Origin of the sequence: Burkholderia theae (assembly GCF_048565265.1) — a bacterium.
GTDB classification, from domain to species: Bacteria; Pseudomonadota; Gammaproteobacteria; order Burkholderiales; family Burkholderiaceae; genus Burkholderia; species Burkholderia theae.
The window spans coordinates 1,618,487-1,640,164 of record NZ_CP183461.1; the positions used below are offsets into that span (position 1 = coordinate 1,618,487).

Genomic DNA, 21,678 nt, shown 5'->3' on the forward strand with positions numbered 1-21,678 from the left:
CGTTACCGTGCGGCCGGCACGCCGGACGCGCCGGCGGTGGCGACCTGCGCGGGCCGGGCGACCGCCGCAGCGGGTTCGTCATGCGGCGGATGGCCGCCCCGAACGTCGCTACCCGTCTCGACACCGCCGCCGAGCGCGGCCATCAGCTGCGCATGCGCGGCGAGGCGTTCCGCATCGATGCGGGCGGCCGTCTCCTGCGCGCGCAGCAGCTGCTGTTGCGCGATCAGCACGTTCACGTAATCGGTCAGCCCGCGCCGGAAGCCTTCGCGCGACAGCTGGTAGCTGCGGTCGTTGGCGGCCACCGAGCGTGCGGCGTCCTTCTTCTGCGTATCGAGCGAACGGATCCGCACGACCTGGTCGGCAATATCCTTGAGCGCGCCGACGATCGTCTGGTTGTAGCGCTCGACCGCCTGGTCGTAACCGGCGTTCGCGGCGCCGAGCTGCGCGCGCAGCCGGCCGCCTTCGAAGATCGGCAGCGACAGCGCGGGGCCGGCCGTCCAGCCGCCGTTCATCGCGCGCAGGAAGTCGGTGAACGGCGCGGTCACGCCGAAGCCGCCGACCGTCGCGAGCAGGTCGATGTTCGGGTAGAACGATGCCTTCGCGACGTCGATGCCGCGCGCCTGCGCGTCGACCGTCCAGCGCGCCGCGACCACGTCGGGGCGGCGGCCGAGCAGGTCGGCCGGCATGGCCGACGGCAGGCCGGCCGGCGCGTCGAGCGAGAGCTGCGGCCGCTTGATCGCGTCGCCTGCGCCCGGACCCTTGCCGGCCAGCGCGGCGAGCTGGTGGCGCGCGAGCTGGATCGCTTCTTCATAGCTGTCGATCTGGCGTTCGTAGTCGGGCAGCGTCGATTCCGCCTGGCTTACTTCGAGCTGCGTGCCGAGGCCGGCCTGCAGGCGCTTGCGCGCGAGATCGGCGAGCGAGCGCTGGCGTTCGAAGGTTTCGTGCGCGAGGTCGAGCAGCGCATAGTTCATCGACATGCCGACATACGCGCGCACGACGTTGACTTCGAGCTCGAGCTTCGCCGCACGCGCGTCGGCGGCGGTCGCATGCGCGGTGTCGAGTGCGCGCTCGGTCGTGTTCTTGTCCTTGCCCCACAGGTCGAGGTGGTACGACAGGCCGAGCGTGCCCGTGTTGTTCCAGGTATCGGCGTTCGCGAGCGGGCCCGGGCCGTAGTACACGTTGTCGGGCCAGTGCTCGCGCATCAGCGACAGGTTGCCGTTGATCTGCGGCAGTTCGGCCGAGCGGGCGACACGCGCCATTGCCTGCGCTTCGCGTACCCGTGCCTCGGCGGCCGCGAGCGTCGGGTTGCCGGCCTGGGCGGCGGCGATCCACGTATCGAGTTGCGGATCGCGGTACGCGCGCCACCAGTCGGCCGCGGGCCAGCCCGCGTCCCGGTCGGCCGCGCGGATGGCCGCGCCGGCGTCGAGCGCGTTCGCTTCGATGCGGGCCGACTGCGGCTTGTTGTCGCCCATGCTCGCGCATCCGGCCATTATTAATGAGACTGCAAGAACCGCCAGTGCGAGCGTCCCTTTTGGTGCCGGAGACTGCACGATTTTCTCCCTTTCGGATATAGATGAGCCGGATGCGATTATATTTTTCAGTGATTCCTGAATAAATGGACAACGGTGCAAGTCATTTTTACGAATCCTGAGATAATATTTGTTGGCCTCTGTGCAACAATCCCTCCGGATTCAAACGGGTATTGGGATGGATACGTTACAAAACATGCGGGTATTCGTCCGTGTGGTCGACGCGGGAAGCTTTACCGCGGCTGCCCAGCAGATGAATTCGACCACCGCCTACGCGTCGCGCGCGGTCTCGGATCTCGAGGCGCACCTGCGCACGCGTCTCCTGAACCGCACGACGCGGCGGATCGCGCTGACCGAAGCCGGTGAGCGCTATCTGCAGCGTTGCGAGCAGATCCTCGCGTATGTCGACCAGGCCGAAGCCGAGGCTGGCGACGCGCATGCGCGGCCGTCGGGCAAGCTGAAGGTCCATTGCTTCACGAGCCTCGGCCAGCACTACCTGGTGCCGGCCATCGCGCGCTATCGCGAGCGCTATCCGGACGTGCACGTCGAGTTGACGCTCGCGCAGCGGATGCCCGATCTGCTTGACGAGGGGTACGACGTCGCGATCGTCGTCGGCCGCGACCTGCCCGATTCGGGGCTGGTGTCGCAGCGGCTCGGCGAGAGCTACAGCGTGGTGTGCGCGTCGCCCGGCTACGTCGAGGCGCACGGTGTGCCGCTGCGGCCGGCGGATCTCGCGCAACACGTGTGCCTCGGGATGGTCGCGCCGGGCTTTCACTACGACGAATGGGTGCTGGCGGGGCCGAACGGCGACGAGATCGTCCCGATCACGGCGCCGCCGTTTCGCGTGAACGTCGCCGAGGCGCTCGCGGTGGCCGTGCGGGAGGGGATGGGGGTCGGCGGGCTGCCGCTTTATTCGGCGATCGGCTGGCTGCGCAGCGGACACATCGTGCGCGTGATGCCCGAGTACCGGTCGCACGTGATGAACATCTACGCGCTCTATCCGTCGCGCCAGTACCTCGACGCGAAAATTCGCACCTGGGTCGATTTCCTGCGCGACGAGCTGCCGACCACGCTCGAAGCCGACGAAGCCGCGCTCGAGCAATACACGCGTGCGACATGAGCGCGCGGTCGACCGCAATCTGACCAGATTTGTCCTTCACGCAACATTTTTTTACGAACGCGTGCCAGACAGTTTGATACTGTGGGAATTATCGAGATACGTCACACCGGAGTAGCAATGGATACGCACCTGATGATCGGCCTTGGCGTCCTGCTTGGCGCGGCCGCTGCCGCCGCGGCAACCCGCGACCTGCTGCGTGCGATGAAGGCGAAGGCGCGGATGAAGCCGGTGCCGGTGCGCGTGCGCGAGCCCCAGCACGGCGCGCGTCGTAACGACCGCTGATCGGGCCGTATCAGCCCGGGTTGGAGCAGGCCGCGCAACGCGGCCGGGCGGGCCGGCGTTCAGCCGAGCTCGACGACCTTGTCCCATGCGAACGCGGTATTTTCCCGTTCGCCGGTGCGCCGGTGGATGTAGCCGCGCGGGTTGCACACCACGCGTGTGCCGCCGTCCGCAACGTAGTCGAATGACGTATGCGTGTGGCCGTGGAGCCACAGATCCACCGGTGGACGCACCAGTTCCGCCATGTCCGTGACGAATCCCGCCGAAGCGAGGTCTTGCGCATAGCGTTCCGCCAGCGAACGCCGGTGCGGCGCATGATGGGTGACGACGATCGTCCGGCCCGCGAACGGCACCGCGAGCTGCGCTTCCAGCCATGCGCGGCCTTGCCGATGCAGCGCGATCGCGTCGGCCGGCGAGAAATCCCGTTCCGCGGCGCCCGGTGCCGCATGCAGCGCCGCGTCGTGCGGCCAGGTCACCTGGATCAATCCCTTGAAATCGAGCATTACGCGCAGCGCGGCGTCGATTGCATTGGCGATGCTGGCCTCGTCCGTGCCGAACAGTGAGAAATCGGCCCAGAGCGTCGTGCCCAGCACGCGGAAGCGCTGTTCGGGATCGACGTAGACGCCGTTGTTCAGGTAATGCACGTTGTCGAGCGTATGCGCGGCGTCGCGCATCGCCGTCTCCAGCGCACCGAATTCCCCGTCGTAGTATTCGTGGTTGCCGGGCACGTAGATCACGCGTACTTCCGGGTCGAACGTCTCGGCGGCCCAGCGCAGCCCTTCCGCGTGATTGTGGATGTCGCCGGCCAGTACGACGAGGTCCGCGTCGGCATGCGCGATGGTGTCGGGCTGGTTGCTCTCGAGATGCAGGTCGGACAGGACGCGGACTTTCACGGGCTTCGCTCCGGAGTGGGCGGGTTCAGCGCAGGACCTTGCCGGGGTTCATCAGGCCGCGCGGGTCCAGCGCGGTCTTCAGCGTGCGCATCAGCGTCGTTTCGACCGGCGACTTGTAGCGCTGCGCATCGTCGATCTTCAGTTGGCCGATGCCGTGCTCCGCGCTGATCGTGCCGTGGTGGCGGTGCACGTTGTCGTAGACGATCCGGTTGATCGGCGCCTGGAACGCGGCAAGGAACGCCTTCGGATCGCCGCCTTCGGGCATCTGCACGTTGTAGTGCAGGTTGCCGTCGCCGAGGTGGCCGAACGTGACCATCCGCGCGCCCGGCGCGGCCTGCTGGATCGCCGTGTCGGTCTCGTCGATGAAACGCGCGACCGACGAGATCGGCACCGCGATGTCGTGCTTGATGTTGAGCCCCTCGTCGGCCTGCGCGAGCGGGATGTGCTCGCGCAGGTCCCAGAACGCGCGCGACTGCGCGAGATTCTCCGCGACCACCGCGTCGACCACGAGCCCGGCCTCGAACGCTTCTTCCATCAGTTTCTCGAACAGCGCGCGCGCATGGGCTTCGCTTTCGTTGTCGGACAGTTCGAGCAGCACCGTCTGCGCATGCGTCTGCGCGAACGGGTAGCGCAGTTGCGGGTAGTGCTTGCCGACCAGCTGCATGCAGAAATCCGACATCAGCTCGAAGCCGGTCAGCAGCGGCCCGGCCGCGCGCTGCGCGAGCGCGAGGAAATCGAGCGCCGCGTGCGGCGATTCGAGCGCGGCCAGTGCGGTGACCTGCGCGGCCGGCAGCGGGTGCAGCTTCATCACGGCCGCCGTGATGATCCCGAGCGTGCCTTCCGCGCCGATGAACAGGTCGCGCAGGTCGTAACCCGTGTTGTCCTTGCGCAGGCCGCGCAGGCCGTCCCAGATCTCACCCTGCGGCGTCACGACCTCGAGCCCGAGGCACAGCTCGCGCGCGTTGCCGTAGCGCAGCACCGCGGTGCCGCCCGCATTGGTCGACAGGTTGCCGCCGATCGTGCAGCTGCCTTCCGCCGCGAGGCTCAGCGCGAACAGCCGGCCGCCTTCGCGGGCGCGCGCCTGCACGTCGGCGAGGATCACGCCGGCTTCGACGGTGATCGTGTTGTTGTGCGGATCGAGCGCACGCACGCGGTTCAGGCGCGCGACGCTCAGGACGGCCTGGCTGCCGCTCGCGTCGGGCGTTGCGCCCCCGGCCAGGCCCGTGTTGCCGCCTTGCGGCACGAGCGCGATGCCGTGCGCGTTGGCCAGCTTCACGAGCGCGGCGACTTCGGCCGTGTCGGCCGGCTTCAGCACCGCGCACGCGGCACCCTTGTAGCGGCGCCGCCAGTCGGTCAGGAACGGTTCGGTATCGTGCGGGTCGGTCAGCACGTGGTCGGCGCCGATCGCGTCGCGGCACGCGGAAACGAAAGCTTCGGAGGACATCATCACCTTGTCGCGTAAGGGTCAGGACGCGGCGCGCGATTTTTTCGCCGCGCGCTTGAACGGCGCGACGTACGCCAGCGCCGCCACGAAGAAGCCGACGGCGAGCGCGGTCTCGCACCAGCCGAGCGTGGCGGACAGCCCGCGATCGGACATGCCGCGCACGATGCCTTCGGCGAAATAAACGAGAATCAGCATGCTCGCCCACTGCAACGTATAGATGTTACGCCGCCAGACGCCGGGCAGCGCGAGCGCGAGCGGCACGGCCTTGAGCATCAGCGCGGAGCCGCCCGGGCGCAGCGGCGCGAGCCACAGCTCCCACGCGAGCGACAGCGCGATCAGCGCGACGAGGCACGCGGCGGCGGCCAGCGCATAACGCGGCCGGGCCGCGACGGCGGGGCGGGCGGGGGCGTTCATGCGGCCTCGGCGGCGGCGAGGGCGGCCGCCGCGCGCGCGAGCCGCACGCCGAGCGCGGCCGCGAGCGCCTTTTCGTCCGCCGACAGCCCGCCGGGCGCGTCGCGATCGTGCTGCGACACATGCGATGCGCCGTACGGCGTGCCGCCGGTGCGCGTCGTGCTGAGCGCGGATTCGGTGTACGGGATGCCGACGATCATCATCCCGTGATGCAACAGCGGCAGCATCATCGACAGCAGCGTCGATTCCTGGCCGCCGTGCAGGCTGCCCGTCGACGTGAACACGCTCGCCGGCTTGCCGGTCAATGCGCCCGACAGCCATTGCGGCGTCGTGCCGTCGAGGAAATACTTGAGCGAGGCGGCCATGTTGCCGAAGCGGGTCGGCGAGCCGAGCGCGAGGCCCGCGCATTCCCCGAGGTCGCGCAGTTCCGCGTACGGCGGGCCGTCGGCGGGGATGTCGGGGGCGGTGCTTTCGCAGACGGTCGATACGGGCGGCACGGTGCGGATGCGTGCCTGCATGCCCGGCACGCTGTCGATGCCGTTCGCGATCGCAAGCGCGAGGTCGCGCGTGGCGCCGTGACGGCTGTAATAGAGGACGAGGATGTCTTTCATGGGCTACGGAGCCGCGTGCGGCCGCGCGCGTGCCCGGTGCAGTCGGCCCCTGCTGGATCGAGCGGCTATTATAGGGGCTGAAGCCGTCGCGCAGCGCGGCGGCGGCGCGCCATCAGGCGCGCGGCATCAGGAAGGAGAAGCCGTTTGCCGAAGTTGAGCGTCGATCTCGACACCCTCAAGCGCCTCGCGCAGTTCGCGGCCCGGCGCAGCGCCGAGGATCGCATCCCGCAAGTGGCGGGCAGCCTGACGTTCACGACGATGCTGGCGCTCGTGCCGCTCGTGACGGTCGCGTTCGCGCTGTTCACCGCGTTCCCGATGTTCGCGTCGTTCCAGATCTCGCTGCAGGGGTTCCTCGCGGATCACCTGATGCCCGCGCAGTTCAACGTCCAGATCTTCAAGTACCTGAACCAGTTCGCGTCGAAGGCCAAGGGGCTGACGACCGCCGGCCTGATCGTGCTCGTCGTCACGTCGGTGATGACGATGATGACGATCGAATCGGCGTTCAACCTGATCTGGCGGGTGCGCAAGCCGCGGCCGTTCGCACAGCGCGTGCTCGCATACTGGGCGCTGATCACGCTTGGGCCCTTGCTGTTCGGCGTGAGCCTGTCGATCTCGTCGTACCTGTTCACGCAGTCGCTCGCGTTCACCGGCGCGGGGCCGTCCACGTCGATCGTCGAGTGGCTGCTCGCGCTCGCGTCGCTGCCGCTGACGGTGCTCGCGTTCACGCTGCTGTACGTGTACCTGCCGAACTGCACGGTCGCGTGGCGCGACGCGGTGATCGGCGGGCTGTTCGCGGCCATCGCGTTCGAGTTCGCGAAACGCGGCTTCGGCTACTACGTGCGGCGCATTCCGACCTATACGGCCGTCTACGGCGCGTTCGCGGCGCTGCCCGTGTTCCTGCTGTGGGTGTACCTGAGCTGGTTCATCGCGCTGCTCGGCGCGATGGTGGCCTCTGCGCTGCCGGCGATCCGCGTCGGCCAGTTCCACCGCATCCACTATCCGGGCAGCGACCTGCTCGACGCGCTCGAGCTGCTCGCCCGGCTGGCCGAGGCGCGCGCGGCCGGCAAGCGCGGTTACACGGCGATGCGGCTCGCGACCATGTTGCGGTGCGACATGGAAACCGCGCAGCGGTTGCTGACGACGATGGAAGAGCGGGAATGGATTGCGCGCCTCGACGGCGGCGGCGATGCCACGCCGCGCTTCATCCTGCTCGCGAACCCGGAAGAGCTGACGCTCGCGCAATTGTTCGACGTGCTGGTGATCGACCGCACGGAGCTGACCTACCAGTTGCAGCGGCGCCGCAGCCATGTCGACGGTGCGGCGCTGCTCGCGGTGCTGTCGAGCGACCGCTTCGACGTGTCGCTCGCGTCGCTGATCGCCGCGCACCGGCTCGCGGGCGCGCAGCCGGCGGGGATTCCCGGGCAGGCGCCTGACGGCGTGTCCGATCCGCACGCGCGGCCGCCGCGGCCCGCGTGAGCGCGGTGCCCGGTGGTTACAGCGGAATCTTGCCGGTGCAGATGTCCTTGAACATCACCCAGTCGCCCATCAGGCTGTAGATCGGGTGCCGGAATGTGGCCGGGCGGTTCTTCTCGAAGAAGAAGTGCCCGACCCACGCGAACCCGTAGCCGCAGACCACCGCCGCCGGCAGCCACAGCCAGTGGCCCGTCGCGATCGCCATCGCGACGCAGCCGATCACGCCGAGCGAGCCGATGAAGTGCAGCCGCCGCGACGTCAGGTTCTGGTGTTCGTTCAGGTAATACGGGTAGAAATCGGCGAAGCTCGCGAATTGCTCCGAATGCGTATGCGCCATGGCCGTCTCCTCGGGCGGCTGTCGATGGGGTCATTGTGCGGCGGCCGGCCGGCATCCGCAAGCGGGGCGCGGCTGACCGCACCGGCCTGCGCTTTCCTTTTGACAGGCTTTCCGATAGGATCGAAAGAGGTTTTGCATTCGCATTCAAGCATGAGGGGACTAAGATGCGCGTCAGCGATATTCTGAAAGTGAAGGGCAACACGCTGTTTACGGTGACGCCCGATATGCCGCTGCGCGAAGCGGTCGATACGATGGCCGAGCACGACATCGGTTCGCTCGTCGTGATGGAGTACGGCGATCTCGTCGGGATGCTGACGTTCCGCGAGATCATCCTGCGCCTGCACACCAACGGCGGCGCGATCGGCGACGTGCAGGTGCGCAAGGTGATGGACGAGCCGCTCACGTGCACGCCGGAAACCGACGTCAACGAAGTGCGCCGGATGATGCTCGAGCGCCACGCGCGCTACATGCCGGTGCTCGACAAGAAGGTGCTGATGGGCGTCATCTCGTTCTACGACGTCGCGAAGACGGTCGTCGAGGCGCAGAGCTTCGAGAACCGGATGCTGAAGGCATACATCCGCGACTGGCCGGAATCGGAAGCCGAAGCGCACAAGCCGTGAACCCTGCCGCGCCCGTCGCCGTGATGCGTGGGCGCCGCCATCCGGCACGCGGCGGCGCAGGTTTGTCCTGCGCCGCCGTTTTTTCAACGACAACACAAGGCCCGCGCAGCTTCGCCGAGACGATGCACGCGTATTCCGCATGAGCGATCAAACGCAAGCCACTTCGGGGGAGCGCGCAGAACGGCGCGCCCACGCGTCACAGTTCGACCTGCTGCGCGAGCGCCGTTTCGCGCCGTTCTTCACGACCCAGTTCCTCGGCGCGCTGAACGACAACGTCTTCAAGATCGGCTTCACGTCGCTCGTCACCTATCACACCGCACGGTTCTCCGGCGTCGATGCGAAGACGGCCGCATTCCTGATTTCCGCCATTTTCATTCTGCCGTTCGTGCTGTTCTCGGCGACGTCCGGCCAGATCGCCGACAAATACGACAAGGCGACCCTCACGCGCTTCGTGAAGACCTTCGAGATCGCGCTGATGCTGGTCGGCGCGGCCGGCTTCGTCACGCACAGCGCGACCCTGCTGTATCTGTGCACGTTCATGATGGGGATGCACTCGACGCTGTTCGGGCCCGTCAAGTATTCGTACCTGCCGCAGCATCTCGCCGAGCACGAGCTGGTCGGCGGCAACGGCCTCGTCGAGATGGGCACGTTCATCGCGATCCTGATCGGCACGCTCATCGGCGGCGCGGCCGCGGGCATCGAAGGCAGCGGCGAGCGCGTGCTCGCGGTGAGCGTCGTCGTCATCGCACTCGCGGGGCGGCTCGTCGCGCAGCGCGTGCCGTCCACGCCGGCGCCGCAGCCCGATCTCGTGATCAACTGGAATCCGGTCAGCGAGACCTGGCGCAACCTCGGGCTCGCGCGCCAGAACCGCACGGTGTTCCTGAGCCTGCTCGGCATCTCGTGGCTGTGGTTCGTCGGCGCGACGTTCCTCACGTCGTTCTTCAATTTCGCGAAGGACGTGCTGTCCGCGAGCCCTGACGTCGTCACGATCCTGCTCGCGACGTTCTCGGTCGGCATCGGCCTCGGCTCGCTGCTGTGCGAGCGGCTGTCGCAGCGGCGCGTCGAGATCGGTCTCGTGCCGCTCGGCTCGATCGGCATCAGCGTGTTCGCGATCGAGCTGTATTTCGCGAGCCACGCGCTGCCGGCGCCCGGCCATCTGCTGTCGGTCGGCGAATTCCTGGCCGGCGCGCGCCACTGGCGCATCCTTGCGGACCTGTTCCTGCTGGCGATGTTCGGCGGCTTCTACAGCGTGCCGCTGTACGCGCTGATCCAGAGCCGCAGCGCGCCGACGCACCGCGCGCGGATCATCGCCGCGAACAACATCCTGAACGCGCTGTTCATGATCCTGTCGGCGTTGATGGCGATGGGGCTGACGAAGGCCGGCGTCGGCATTCCGGGCCTGTTCCTCGTCACCGCGTTGCTGAACGTCATCGTCGCGGCGTATATCTACCTGCTCGTGCCCGAATTCCTGCTGCGCTTCGTCGCGTGGGTGCTCGTGCACACCTTCTACCGGATTCGCCTCGTGCACGCGGAGCGGATTCCGGAAGAGGGCGGCGCGGTGCTCGTGTGCAACCACGTCAGCTACGTCGATGCGCTCGTGCTGGCCGCCGCGAGCCCGCGCCCGATCCGTTTCGTGATGGATCACCGGATCTTCAAGACGCGCTTCGCGAGCTGGGTGTTCCGGCATGCGAAGGCGATCCCGATCGCGCCGCGTCACGAGGATCCCGCGATGCTCGCGCGCGCGTACGACGCGTGCGAGGCCGCGCTGAAGGATGGCGAACTCGTGTGCATCTTCCCCGAGGGCAAGCTGACGAAGACGGGCGACATCAACACGTTCCACCACGGCATCACCGAGATCCTGACCCGTACGCCGGCGCCGGTGATTCCGATGGCGCTGCGCGGGCTGTGGGGCAGTTATTTTTCACGGCATTCCGATGCGCGGATGCCGCGGCCCATCAAGCGCGGCGTGATGAGCCGCCTGACGCTGGCGGTCGGCGAACCGGTCCCGGCATCGGTTGCAACGCCCGAGGCGTTGCAGGCCGCGGTCACCGAACTGCGCGGCGCGCGGAAGTAGGCGGGCGCCCGCCGGCGGTGCGCCGGGCAGGCATTCGGCTGCAACCAACCGGGCCTGAACGGGCTTCCGGCCGCACCGTCCGGGCCGGACGTGCACGCCCCGTGCACCCGGCCTGCGTTTCATGCGGCCCGCGCGCCCGGGACGGCTGGCATAATAGCGTCTTACCTCTTTTTCTCGACCGGCAAACGATCGACCTGCCTGCGGCCCGGGCAGCGCATCGGTTTGCCCATTTCTATTTGGGCGGTTCCATCATGTCCGGCAATACCCTCGGCACGCTTTTCACTGTCACGACCTTCGGCGAATCGCACGGTCCCGCGATCGGCTGCGTGATCGACGGCTGCCCGCCGGGGATGGGGCTGACCGAAGCCGATATCCAGGGCGAGCTGGATCGCCGCAAGCCCGGCACGTCGCGGCACGTGACGCAACGGCAGGAGGCCGACGAGGTCGAGATCCTGTCGGGCGTGTTCGAAGGCTTGACGACCGGCACGCCGATCGCGCTGCTGATCCGCAACACCGACCAGCGCAGCAAGGACTACGGCAACATTGTCGAGACGTTCCGCCCCGGTCACGCCGATTACACCTACTGGCAGAAATACGGCATCCGCGACTACCGCGGCGGCGGCCGTTCGTCCGCGCGCCTGACCGCACCGATCGTCGGCGCGGGCGCGGTCGCGAAGAAGTGGCTGCGCGAGCGCTTCGGCGTCGAGGTGCGCGGCTACATGAGCAGCCTCGGCGAGATCGACGTGCCGTTCGTCGACTGGTCGCACGTGCGCGAGAATCCGTTCTTCTCGCCGAACGCGGCGGTCGTTCCGGAGCTCGAGGCCTACATGGATGCGCTGCGCAAGGACGGCGATTCGATCGGTGCGCGTATCGATGTCGTCGCGTCGGGCGTGCCAGTCGGCTGGGGCGAGCCCGTGTTCGATCGACTCGACGCGGACATCGCGAAGGCGATGATGAGCATCAACGCGGTGAAGGGCGTCGAGATCGGCGCGGGTTTCGGCAGCGTCGCGCAGCGTGGCTCGGTGCACGGCGACGAACTGACGCCGGGCGGCTTCGTCGGCAACCATGCGGGCGGCGTGCTGGGTGGGATTTCGACGGGGCAGGACATCACCGTGTCGATCGCGATCAAACCGACGTCGAGCATCCGCACGCCGCGCCGTTCGATCACGAAGGCCGGCGAACAGGCGACGGTGGAGACGTTCGGCCGCCACGATCCGTGCGTCGGCATTCGTGCGACGCCGATCGCCGAGTCGATGCTCGCGCTGGTGCTGATCGACCATGCGCTGCGCCATCGCGCGCAGTGCGGCGACGTCGAGACGCCGACGCCGAAGATTTCGGGCAGCGCGACCTGACGCAAGCGGGCGGGGCGCGGCTGCCCCGTCTCGATCGTCGTGCGACGAAGGCAAACGGGGCGCTGCTTGATGCAGCGCCCCGTTTCGTTTGCGGCGGCAAAAAAACGCGCCGCTCGTGGCGGCGCGTTCCGGCAGCTTACATGTTCGGGTAATTCGGCCCGCCGCCACCTTCCGGCGTGACCCACACGATGTTCTGCGTCGGGTCCTTGATGTCGCAGGTCTTGCAGTGCACGCAGTTCTGCGCGTTGATCACGAGGCGATCGCTGCCGTCGTCGTTCTTCATGAACTCGTACACCGCCGCCGGGCAGAACCGCGCCTCCGGCCCCGCGTACGTGCGCAGGTTCACGTTCACCGGCACGCTCGCATCCTTCAGCGTCAGGTGCGCCGGCTGGTTCTCCTCGTGGTTCGTGTTCGAGATGAACACCGACGACAGCCGGTCGAACGTCAGCTTGCCGTCCGGCTTCGGATACTCGATCGGCTCGCACTGCGACGCCGGCTTCAGCATCTCGTGGTCCGCATGCTGGTGATGCAGCGTCCACGGCACGTTGCCGCCCATCACCTTCTGCTCGATCCCCACCATCAGCGTGCCCAGGTACAGGCCCTTCGCCATCCACTGCTTGAAGTTGCGCGCGCGGTACAGCTCCGTGTACAGCCACGACTGCTTGAAGGCGTCCGGGTATGCGTTGAGCTCGTCCGACTGACGGCCTGCCTGCAGCGCGTCGAACGCGGCATCGGCCGCCAGCATACCGGTCTTGATCGCCGCGTGGCTGCCCTTGATCCGCGATGCGTTCAGGAAGCCTGCATCGTCGCCGATCAGCGCGCCGCCGGGGAACACCGTCTTCGGCAGCGACAGCAGACCGCCCGCCGTGATCGCACGCGCGCCGTACGACACGCGCTTGCCGCCTTCCAGGAACGCGCGGATCGACGGGTGCGTCTTGTAGCGCTGGAATTCCTCGAACGGCGACAGGTACGGGTTCGTGTAGCCAAGGCCCACCACGAAGCCGACCACGACCTGGTTGTTGTCCATGTGATACAGGAACGAGCCGCCGTAGGTATCCGACTTCAGCGGCCAGCCGGCCGTGTGGATCACGAGGCCCGGCTTGTGCTTCGCGGGATCGATTTCCCACAGTTCCTTGATGCCGATCCCGTACGCCTGCGGCTCGGCGTTCGCGTCGAGCTTGAACTTCGAGATCAGCTGGCGGCCGAGGTGGCCGCGGCAGCCTTCGGCGAACAGCGTGTACTTCGCGTGCAGCTCCATGCCGAGCTGGAAGTTCTCGGTCGGCTCGCCGTCCTTGCCCACGCCCATGTTGCCGGTCGCGACACCCTTCACGGAGCCGTCGTCGTTGTAGAGAATCTCGGCGGCCGGGAAGCCCGGGAAGATCTCGACGCCCAGCGCTTCGGCCTGCTGGCCGAGCCAACGCGTGACGTTGCCCAGCGAGATCACGTAGTTGCCGTGGTTCTTGAAGTTCTCGGGCAGCGCCCAGTTCGGCGTCGTCACCGCGCTCTTCTCGGACAGGAACAGGAAGCGGTCTTCCGTCACCTCGACGTCGAGCGGCGCGCCGCGTTCCTTCCAGTCGGGGAACAGTTCGGTGATCGCGCGCGGGTCCATCACCGCGCCCGACAGGATGTGCGCGCCGATCTCGGAACCCTTCTCGAGCACGCACACGCCGATCTCGGTGCCTTTCTCGGCGGCCAGCTGCTTGAGCCGGATCGCCGCCGACAGCCCGGCGGGGCCGCCGCCGACGATCACGACGTCGTATTCCATCGATTCGCGCGGGCCGTATTGCTCGATGAGGCTTGCGGGGGTCATTGGCGTTCCTCTAACCGTTAGAATGCTTTTATTCGGGAGCGTATTGTCTGCGAAACGAAACGCTTGCCGCAACAGCATGCGGCTAGATTAGCACGATCGTTCTATTTTTGTGCTACGGTAATGCCGCTCGGGCCATGCTGCCCGTGGCGGCGAAATGACATCGAAAGGGGATGTGCAAATGGGTCGATCGATCAATCTGGAAGGCAAGGTTGCGCTGGTCACGGGCGCGTCGAGCGGCCTTGGGCAGCGCTTTGCGCAGGTACTGTCGCAGGCCGGTGCGAAGGTCGTGCTCGCAAGCCGCCGCGTCGAACGCCTGAAGGAGCTGCGTGCGGAAATCGAGGCGGCGGGCGGCGCCGCGCACGTCGTGTCGCTCGACGTCACCGACGTCCAGAGCATCAAGGCGGCGGTCGCGCACGCGGAGACGGAAGCCGGCACGATCGACATCCTCGTGAACAATTCGGGCGTTTCGACGATGCAGAAGCTCGTCGACGTGACCCCCGCCGATTTCGAGTTCGTGTTCGACACCAACACGCGCGGCGCATTTTTCGTCGCGCAGGAAGTTGCGAAGCGGATGATGATGCGCGCGAACGGCAACGGCAAGCCGCCGTACCGGATCATCAACATCGCGTCGGTGGCCGGGCTGCGCGCGTTCCCGCAGATCGGGCTGTATGCGATGAGCAAGTCCGCGGTCGTGCAGATGACGCGCGCGATGGCGCTCGAATGGGGGCGCCACGGGATCAACGTCAACGCGATCTGTCCGGGCTATATCGATACCGAAATCAATCATTACCTGTGGGAAACCGAGCAGGGCCAGAAGCTGCAGTCGATGCTGCCGCGTCGGCGCGTCGGCAAGCCGCAGGATCTCGACGGGCTGTTGTTGCTGCTCGCGGCCGACGAGTCGCAGTTCATCAATGGCTCGATTATCTCCGCCGACGACGGCTTCGGCCTCGCCTGAGCGGATGACATTCAGCAATAAAGAAGACTGCAATGAGTGCAACAAGCGATTATTCACCCGTATTCGAGATGTCGATGCCGATCCGCTGGGGCGACATGGACGCGTTCGGCCACGTGAACAACACGGTCTATTTCCGTTATATGGAGCAGGCGCGGATCTCGTGGTTCGAGGAGCTCGGCATTGCCGGCGGCAACGGCGAGGGGCAGGGGCCCGTGATCGTCACGGCGTCGATGGAGTTTCTCAAGCAACTGCACTATCCGGGCGACGTGATCGCGAAGATGTCGGCCGCGAAACCGGGCCGAAGCAGCTTCGACACCGGTTTCGAGCTCACGCGCGCGGACGATCCGCAGCACGTCTATGCGCGCGGCAAGGCGCGTTGCGTATGGGTCGACTACGCGCTCGGCAAGTCGGTGCCGCTGCCGCAACTGCTGCGCGACACGATCGAGCGCGCGCTCGCGACGAAGATCGGGTGAGCGTCGACAGGGTGAGGCCGGCGCCGGTCACGCCCCATAACCATGGTTTCCCGAATCGGCCGCTTTACGCGGCCGATTGTCATCCGGGAGCCGCCATTCAGTGCCCAAGCAGGCGCTGCAGCAGCTCCGGCGTATTGTTCGTCCCGTATTTGCGCATCAGCCGTGCGCGGTAGATGTCGACCGTGCGCGAGCTGATGTCGAGCACGCGCCCGATCTGCTTGCTGGTCTTGCCGGTCGCGAGCTGCGCGGCGATCTCGCGTTCGCGCGGGGTCAGCTCGACGGCGACCCGGCGCGTCGCGCTCAAATCCTCGAAGGTCCAGACGCCGGCCGCGAGCGGCGCGGTGCGGTCGAGCGCGCGGCCCGTCACGTGGCACCAGAACAGCTCGCCGTCCGCCCGCTTCATGATTCTGTCATCCGAGTAGATGCCGTTCGCGGCCATCACACGCGCGATACGCTCGCCGATTCGCTGGAATTCGTCCGTCGACGGGTAGAGCACCTCGTACGATTTCCCGATCAGGTCGGCCCGCGCGCAGCGGAAGATCGACGCGAGCGCGTCGTTGCAGTCCTCGATCACGCGATCGCGCGACAGGACGAGGCCGAGCGGCGCGAGGTGGAAGGCAGTCTGGTAATCGAGAGCGGGCATGGCGCGGGCAAGCGGAGGCAAACGCTTATGTATTTTTGCGTATTGTGCCGCATCCGCGCCGCATCGTACCCTTTCAGGCATCTCGCGGCGGTTTGCCGCGACATAAAAAAGCGCGCCTCGACGCAGGCATCGCCGTGCATGCATAGAATGATGCGGCGGGCTTGCGGGCCACGTGGGCGCGTGAACCGGTTTTGCTGGTTTCCATAAAGGAAGGGACAACAGATGAACAAAGTCTATCCAAGCGCGGCTGCCGCGCTGGAAGGGATCGTCCGCGACGGACAGACCTTCGCGGTGGGCGGCTTCGGCCTGTGCGGGATTCCGGAGGCGCTGATCGCGGCGTTGCGCGATTCGGCCGTCAAGGGCATCACCTGCATCAGCAACAACGCGGGCGTCGACGGTTTCGGCCTCGGCCTGCTGCTGGAAACGCGCCAGATCAAGAAAATGATCTCGTCGTACGTCGGCGAGAACAAGGAGTTCGAGCGCCAGTACCTGGCGGGCGAACTCGAGCTCGAATTCACGCCGCAAGGCACGCTCGCGGAAAAACTGCGCGCGGGCGGCGCCGGCATCCCCGCATTCTTCACGAATACCGGCTACGGCACCGTGATTGCGGAAGGCAAGGAAACGCGCCAGTTCGGCGATCGCCACTACGTGCTCGAGCCGTCGCTGACGGCCGACGTCGCGCTCGTGAAGGCCTGGCAGGCCGACAAGTCCGGCAACCTGATCTATCGCCGCACCGCGCGCAACTTCAACCCGATGTGCGCGATGGCCGGCAAGATCACCGTGGTCGAGGTCGAGGAGATCGTCGAGAACGGCACACTCGATCCGGACCAGGTCCATACGCCGGGGATTTTCGTGCAGCGCATCGTGCTGAACGCGACGCCCGAAAAACGCATCGAACAACGCGTCGTACGCGCGAAAGGAGACTGACATGGCCTGGAATCGTGACCAGATGGCCGCGCGCGCGGCGAAGGAACTGCAGGACGGCTTCTACGTGAACCTCGGCATCGGTCTGCCGACGCTCGTCGCGAACCACGTGCCGGAAGGCGTCGAGGTGTGGCTGCAGTCGGAGAACGGCCTGCTCGGCATCGGCCCGTCGCCGACCGAAGACGAAGTCGACGCCGATCTCATCAACGCCGGCAAGCAGACCGTCACGACGCTGCCGGGTTCGTCGATCTTCTCGTCGGCCGACTCGTTCGCGATGATCCGCGGCGGCCACATCAACCTCGCGATCCTCGGTGCGATGCAGGTCAGCAAGCAGGGCGACCTCGCGAACTGGATGATCCCCGGCAAGATGATCAAGGGGATGGGCGGTGCGATGGACCTCGTCGCTGGCGTGAAGCGCGTCGTCGTGCTGATGGAGCATGTCGCGAAGGGCGACCAGCACAAGATCCTCGAGGAGTGCAACCTGCCGTTGACCGGTGTCGGTGTGGTCGACCTGATCATCACCGATCTCGGCGTGATCGAAGTGACGCCGGCCGGCCTGAAGGTCCTCGAGCTCGCCGACGGCGTGAGCGCCGACGAGATCCAGGCGAAGACGGGCGCGCCGCTCGACGTCAGCGCGGTCGCCTGAGTTCTCCGCGCGCAGGCGCGGTGTCGACGCCCCGCATGCCGGACGACGGCATGCGGGGCGTTTGTCATAACGTGCGGCCGCGCCGCCTGTCCGGCGCCCGGTGGGCGGACCCGTGCGGCGGAAGCGGTTTACAATCGTTTGCATCGGGCGTCGCAAGCGTTGCCCCGCGCGTCGCCCCCGTTCGACAGGATGCCAACGATGCCAACAATTCCAGCGAATCCCCCGGTTCCTCGCCAGCGGCGCGTGCAGTGTGCGAGCGTTGCCGGCCTGCATCACGTCGCCTATACGGAGTGGGGCGATCCCGCCAACCCGCGCGTGCTGGTCTGCGTGCATGGCCTGACCCGTTCCGGGCGTGATTTCGACCGGCTCGCCGCCGCGCTGTCCGATACGTATCGCGTCGTGTGCCCCGATGTCGTCGGGCGCGGCCAGTCCGACCGGCTGGTTGATCCGCGGCTCTATGCGATTCCGCAATACGTGGCCGACATGGTGACGCTGATCGCGCGGCTCGACGTCGAATCGGTCGACTGGTTCGGCACGTCGATGGGCGGCCTGATCGGCCTGGCGCTCGCGGGGCTGCCCGGTTCGCCGCTGCGCCGGATGATCGTCAACGACGTCGGCCCGCGCATCGAGCCTGATTCGCTGACGCGCATCGGCGAATATCTCGGCGTGCAGCCGCGCTTTGCGACCGAACAGGAGGGCATCGATTACCTGACGTCGCTGTCGTTGCCGTTCGGCGCGCTGACCGGCGACGAGTGGCGCGAGATCAACGGACCGCTGCTGCGCGAGCTGCCCGAAGGCGGCTGGACGATGCGCTACGATCCGCGCATCGCCGAACCGTTCAAGGCGACGACGCCCGAACTGGCCGCACTCGGCGAGGCGGTGCTGTGGCGCGCCATCGAGACGACGGACGCGTCGCTGCTCGTCGTGCGCGGCGAAACATCCGACCTGCTGTCGCGCGACACGGTGGCCGAAATGATGCGTCGCGGCCGGCATGTGACGCAGGTCGAGATTCCGGGTGCGGGTCACGCGCCGGCATTCATCAGCGCCGACCAGATAACGCTCGCGCGGCGGTTTTTCGTCGAAGGCGTCGCATAAACGCGTCATAATATGCGGTTCGGCGGCACGCGGGCCGTGTCGCCGTCCGATTCATCATCCACTCACGACCGGAACATTCCATGGCAGTCATTCGTCACCACGTCGGGGCCCGTCTCTCCGAAACCGCGATCCACAACGGTACCGTGTATCTGGCCGGCCAGATCGCCGAAGACACCACGCAGGACATCAAGGGCCAGACGCGCGAAGTGTTCGGCCACATCGATCGCCTGCTCGCCGAAGCGAACAGCGACAAGGCGCATCTGCTGTCGGTGCAGATCTACATTTCGGATCTGGCGAACTTCGAAGGCATGAATGCGGAGTGGGACGCGTGGGTCGCGCAGGGCAACACGCCGCCGCGCGCCACCGTCGAGGCGAAGCTCGCGGATCCGGCGCTGCTCGTCGAGATCGTGGTCGTCGCCGCACAGCGGAGCTGAGCGTCGTTCGACGATGACCGCATTACGCCAGGCCGTGCAATGACCGAGTCCGTTTCCGCTTCCTCCGTTTCGGCACCGTCGTTCGACGACGTGCTCGCATTCGTGCGCGAGCGGGCCGGCGATGCGCGCCTGTCATCGGGTGAACTGCTCGCCGACCACTCGGCAGGCACGGCGTCGATCATGCGCACGCTGAACGTCGATCCGTCCGCGATGCAGGCCGCCGCGCTGTTCGTGCTGACACCGCACCTGAGCGACCCCGAGCGCGAGCTGACCGAGCGTTTCGGCGACGAAGTGGCGCGCCTCGTGTCCGACGTGCGCAAGCTGTTGCGGCTCGGTACCGTCAGCCTGCGTGCCGCGCAGAATGCGGTGGCCGACGCGGGGCGCGACGCGGCGGAAGAGCGGCGCACGCAGATCGAGGCGTTGCGCAAGATGCTGCTCGCGTTCGCGCAGGATATCCGCGTGGTGCTGATCCGGCTCGCGTCGCGGCTGCAGTCGCTGCGTTACTACGCGGCCGCGAAGATCGATCCGCCGCCCGACGTCGCGCGCGAGACGCTCGAGATCTATGCACCGCTCGCGAACCGTCTCGGTATCTGGCAACTGAAGTGGGAGCTCGAGGATCTCGCGTTCCGCTTCGAGGATCCCGTCACCTACAAGCGGATCGCGAAACTGCTCGACGAAAAGCGCATCGAACGCGAGGCGTACGTCAGGCAAGCGATCGAGCGGCTGCAGCATGAGCTGGCGGAAGCACACATCCAGGCCGACGTGAGCGGCCGGCCGAAGCATATCTACAGCATCTGGCGCAAGATGCGCGGCAAGGAGCTCGATTTCGCCGAGCTGTACGACGTGCGCGCGTTCCGCGTGATCGTGCCCGACATCAAGGATTGCTACACGGTGCTCGGTATCGTGCATCACCTGTGGCAGCCAGTGCCGAAAGAGTTCGACGACTACATCTCGAGGCCGAAGCCGAACGGCTACAAGTCGCTGCATACGGTCGTGATCGGCGACGACGGCCGTGCGTTCGAAGTGCAGATCCGCACGCACGAGATGCACCGCTTCGCCGAGTACGGTGTTGCCGCGCACTGGCGCTACAAGGAGGCCGGCGCGCGCGGCTACGGCGGTCAGTTCTCGGCGAGCGACAAATACGACGAGAAGATCGCGTGGCTGCGCCAGTTGCTCGCGTGGAAGGACGACGTCGAGGACGGCACCGAGGTGTCGGGCGACCAGGCGTGGGCGCAATTGCGCGAGACGTCGCTCGACGACGACCACATCTACGTGCTGACGCCGCAGGCGCGCGTGATCGCGTTGCCGCAGGGCGCGACGCCGGTCGATTTCGCGTACCACCTGCACAGCGAACTCGGTCATCGCTGCCGCGGTGCGCGCGTCGACGGCGTGATGGTGCCGCTGAACACGTCGCTCGCGAACGGCCAGACGGTCGAGATCGTCGCGGTGAAGGAGGGCGGGCCGTCGCGCGACTGGCTGAACCTGCAGCTCGGTTACCTGAAGAGCCCGCGCGCGCGGCAGAAGGTGCGCGCGTGGTTCAACTCGATCGAGCAGGAAGAAAACGTCGCGCATGGCCGGGCGCTCGTCGAAAAGACGCTGCAGCGCGAGGGCAAGACGTCGGTCAGTCTGGACAACCTCGCCGCGAAGCTCGGCTTCAAGTCGCCCGAGGAGTTGTTCTCGGTCGTCGGCAAGGAAGAGTTCAGTCTGCGCCACGTCGAGCACGCGCTGTCCGATGCGCCGCCGCCTGAACCGGCGCCCGAGGCGCCTGCCGATTTCGAGAAGCGCAGCAGCGGCGCGAGCGTGGCGCACGGCGCGTCGACCGGCGTGCTGGTGGTAGGCGTCGACGCGCTGCTGACCCAGCTCGCGCGCTGCTGCCGCCCGGCACCGCCCGATCCGATCAGCGGTTTCGTCACGCGCGGCAAGGGGATGTCGATCCACCGCACCGACTGCCCGACGTTTCGCCGGATGGTCGAGCGCGCGCCGGAACGCGTGCTGCAGACGACCTGGTCGGCCGACGTGCTGGGCGGGCGCGGCGCGTCCGTCTATCCGGTCGACCTGATGATCGAGGCGAGCGACCGGCAGGGGTTGCTGCGCGACATCTCCGAAGTGTTCGCGCGCGAAAAGATGAACGTGGTCGGCGTGAAGACCCAAAGCCGCCGCAATGCGGCATTCATGCAGTTCACGGTCGAGGTGTCGAACTCGGCGCAGGTGCAGCGCGCCTGCACGCTGCTCGGCGAGGTGCAGGGCGTCGTGCGGGCGGGGCGGAAGGCATGATGGGGTTGAAACACGGTTATTTTGCTGCGACTGCATAAAAAGGCTTGCCAAACGGACGGCAGCTCCATATAATTTCAGCTTCTCTAGGCTCGTAGCTCAGCTGGTTAGAGCACCACCTTGACATGGTGGGGGTCGTTGGTTCGAGTCCAATCGAGCCTACCAACGAATTGAGAATGCCCGGTTTCCGGGTATTCGATGCAGTAAATAACTCAACGCAGACAAGGCGAATACGGTTATGACACCGCGAACGTTGACCGAAACCTTTTCGGACCGACGCTAGT

At 66.8% G+C, this 21,678-nt stretch carries 21 protein-coding genes and 1 tRNA gene; 14 read left to right on the forward strand and 8 right to left on the reverse strand.

Going from position 1 to position 21,678, the window contains the following annotated elements; genetic code table 11:
* Positions 1–2: 2 nt before the first annotated feature.
* Positions 3–1,550 carry an efflux transporter outer membrane subunit gene (locus ACN22W_RS07485; RefSeq protein WP_419687066.1) on the reverse strand — a complete coding sequence of 516 codons (1,548 nt, stop codon included), beginning with the start codon at positions 1,548–1,550 and terminating at the stop codon, positions 3–5.
* A 157-nt stretch (positions 1,551–1,707) separates the two neighbouring features.
* On the opposite strand from ACN22W_RS07485, the gene ACN22W_RS07490 reads away from it, so the two are divergent.
* Together ACN22W_RS07490 and ACN22W_RS07495 are read left to right on the forward strand one after the other, a co-directional pair.
* Positions 1,708–2,649 (forward strand): LysR family transcriptional regulator, encoded by a 942-nt coding sequence (locus tag ACN22W_RS07490; protein WP_048244095.1) that lies wholly within the window; start codon positions 1,708–1,710, stop codon positions 2,647–2,649.
* 117 nt (positions 2,650–2,766) lie between these two features.
* Entirely contained in the window at positions 2,767–2,931 is a 165-nt protein-coding gene (locus ACN22W_RS07495; RefSeq protein WP_164992006.1) for a hypothetical protein, read from the forward strand.
* A 59-nt stretch (positions 2,932–2,990) separates the two neighbouring features.
* Here the strand turns inward: ACN22W_RS07495 and ACN22W_RS07500 are convergent, their stop codons facing one another.
* From ACN22W_RS07500 to wrbA, 4 genes are read right to left on the reverse strand one after another with little or no spacing between them, the layout of a single operon-like run.
* A complete protein-coding gene (locus ACN22W_RS07500; RefSeq protein ID WP_419687067.1) occupies positions 2,991–3,821 on the reverse strand; it encodes a metallophosphoesterase in 831 nt (276 codons plus the stop codon).
* A 25-nt stretch (positions 3,822–3,846) separates the two neighbouring features.
* Positions 3,847–5,268, reverse strand: a complete 1,422-nt coding sequence (locus ACN22W_RS07505) for an FAD-binding oxidoreductase (protein ID WP_419687069.1) — start codon at positions 5,266–5,268, stop codon at positions 3,847–3,849.
* 18 nt (positions 5,269–5,286) lie between these two features.
* On the reverse strand, positions 5,287–5,679 hold the full coding sequence (locus ACN22W_RS07510) for a DUF2069 domain-containing protein (protein ID WP_419687071.1): 393 nt from the start codon (positions 5,677–5,679) through the stop codon (positions 5,287–5,289).
* Positions 5,676–6,287 carry an NAD(P)H:quinone oxidoreductase gene (gene wrbA / locus ACN22W_RS07515; RefSeq protein ID WP_419687072.1) on the reverse strand — a complete coding sequence of 204 codons (612 nt, stop codon included), beginning with the start codon at positions 6,285–6,287 and terminating at the stop codon, positions 5,676–5,678. The genes ACN22W_RS07510 and wrbA overlap by 4 nt, the downstream gene beginning before the upstream one ends.
* Positions 6,288–6,431: 144 nt before the next feature.
* Between wrbA and ACN22W_RS07520 the strand changes: the two genes are divergently transcribed.
* Positions 6,432–7,763 carry a YihY family inner membrane protein gene (locus tag ACN22W_RS07520; RefSeq protein ID WP_419687074.1) on the forward strand — a complete coding sequence of 444 codons (1,332 nt, stop codon included), beginning with the start codon at positions 6,432–6,434 and terminating at the stop codon, positions 7,761–7,763.
* A gap of 16 nt (positions 7,764–7,779) precedes the next feature.
* Here ACN22W_RS07520 and ACN22W_RS07525 read toward each other — a convergent pair whose 3' ends face one another.
* A complete protein-coding gene (locus tag ACN22W_RS07525; RefSeq protein ID WP_047900495.1) occupies positions 7,780–8,097 on the reverse strand; it encodes an Mpo1-like protein in 318 nt (105 codons plus the stop codon).
* A gap of 164 nt (positions 8,098–8,261) precedes the next feature.
* On the opposite strand from ACN22W_RS07525, the gene ACN22W_RS07530 reads away from it, so the two are divergent.
* The 3 genes from ACN22W_RS07530 to aroC all read left to right on the forward strand — a co-directional run bounded on the left by ACN22W_RS07530 (position 8,262) and on the right by aroC (position 12,143).
* Positions 8,262–8,717, forward strand: a complete 456-nt coding sequence (locus ACN22W_RS07530) for a CBS domain-containing protein (protein ID WP_048244084.1) — start codon at positions 8,262–8,264, stop codon at positions 8,715–8,717.
* A gap of 139 nt (positions 8,718–8,856) precedes the next feature.
* Entirely contained in the window at positions 8,857–10,791 is a 1,935-nt protein-coding gene (locus ACN22W_RS07535) for an MFS transporter (RefSeq protein ID WP_193098210.1), read from the forward strand.
* Positions 10,792–11,042: 251 nt separating this feature from the next.
* Positions 11,043–12,143 (forward strand): chorismate synthase, encoded by a 1,101-nt coding sequence (gene aroC / locus ACN22W_RS07540; protein ID WP_419687076.1) that lies wholly within the window; start codon positions 11,043–11,045, stop codon positions 12,141–12,143.
* Positions 12,144–12,279: 136 nt separating this feature from the next.
* Here aroC and ACN22W_RS07545 read toward each other — a convergent pair whose 3' ends face one another.
* A complete protein-coding gene (locus tag ACN22W_RS07545) occupies positions 12,280–13,953 on the reverse strand; it encodes an electron transfer flavoprotein-ubiquinone oxidoreductase (RefSeq protein WP_419687077.1) in 1,674 nt (557 codons plus the stop codon).
* A gap of 178 nt (positions 13,954–14,131) precedes the next feature.
* Between ACN22W_RS07545 and ACN22W_RS07550 the strand changes: the two genes are divergently transcribed.
* Together ACN22W_RS07550 and ACN22W_RS07555 are read left to right on the forward strand one after the other, a co-directional pair.
* Positions 14,132–14,908 (forward strand): SDR family oxidoreductase, encoded by a 777-nt coding sequence (locus ACN22W_RS07550; RefSeq protein WP_048244077.1) that lies wholly within the window; start codon positions 14,132–14,134, stop codon positions 14,906–14,908.
* A gap of 32 nt (positions 14,909–14,940) precedes the next feature.
* Positions 14,941–15,381: an acyl-CoA thioesterase gene (locus tag ACN22W_RS07555; protein WP_048244075.1), complete on the forward strand. Its 441-nt coding sequence runs from the start codon at positions 14,941–14,943 to the stop codon at positions 15,379–15,381.
* Positions 15,382–15,478: 97 nt separating this feature from the next.
* On the opposite strand, the gene ACN22W_RS07560 is transcribed toward ACN22W_RS07555, so the two are convergent.
* Positions 15,479–16,024 (reverse strand): LuxR C-terminal-related transcriptional regulator, encoded by a 546-nt coding sequence (locus tag ACN22W_RS07560; RefSeq protein ID WP_048244073.1) that lies wholly within the window; start codon positions 16,022–16,024, stop codon positions 15,479–15,481.
* A 222-nt stretch (positions 16,025–16,246) separates the two neighbouring features.
* On the opposite strand from ACN22W_RS07560, the gene ACN22W_RS07565 reads away from it, so the two are divergent.
* From ACN22W_RS07565 to ACN22W_RS07590, 6 genes are all read left to right on the forward strand, one after another.
* Positions 16,247–16,951 (forward strand): CoA transferase subunit A, encoded by a 705-nt coding sequence (locus ACN22W_RS07565; protein WP_419687079.1) that lies wholly within the window; start codon positions 16,247–16,249, stop codon positions 16,949–16,951.
* 1 nt (position 16,952) lies between these two features.
* Positions 16,953–17,594: a CoA transferase subunit B gene (locus tag ACN22W_RS07570; protein WP_065500190.1), complete on the forward strand. Its 642-nt coding sequence runs from the start codon at positions 16,953–16,955 to the stop codon at positions 17,592–17,594.
* 198 nt (positions 17,595–17,792) lie between these two features.
* Positions 17,793–18,689, forward strand: coding sequence for an alpha/beta fold hydrolase (locus ACN22W_RS07575; RefSeq protein WP_419687081.1), 897 nt, complete (start codon positions 17,793–17,795; stop codon positions 18,687–18,689).
* Between the two features lie 80 nt (positions 18,690–18,769).
* Complete coding sequence (locus ACN22W_RS07580; RefSeq protein WP_419687083.1) at positions 18,770–19,123, forward strand: RidA family protein; 354 nt, start codon at positions 18,770–18,772, stop codon at positions 19,121–19,123.
* A 39-nt stretch (positions 19,124–19,162) separates the two neighbouring features.
* Entirely contained in the window at positions 19,163–21,397 is a 2,235-nt protein-coding gene (locus ACN22W_RS07585; RefSeq protein ID WP_419687085.1) for a RelA/SpoT family protein, read from the forward strand.
* 85 nt (positions 21,398–21,482) lie between these two features.
* Positions 21,483–21,559, forward strand: a tRNA-Val gene (locus ACN22W_RS07590).
* The last annotated feature ends 119 nt before the right edge of the window (positions 21,560–21,678 follow it).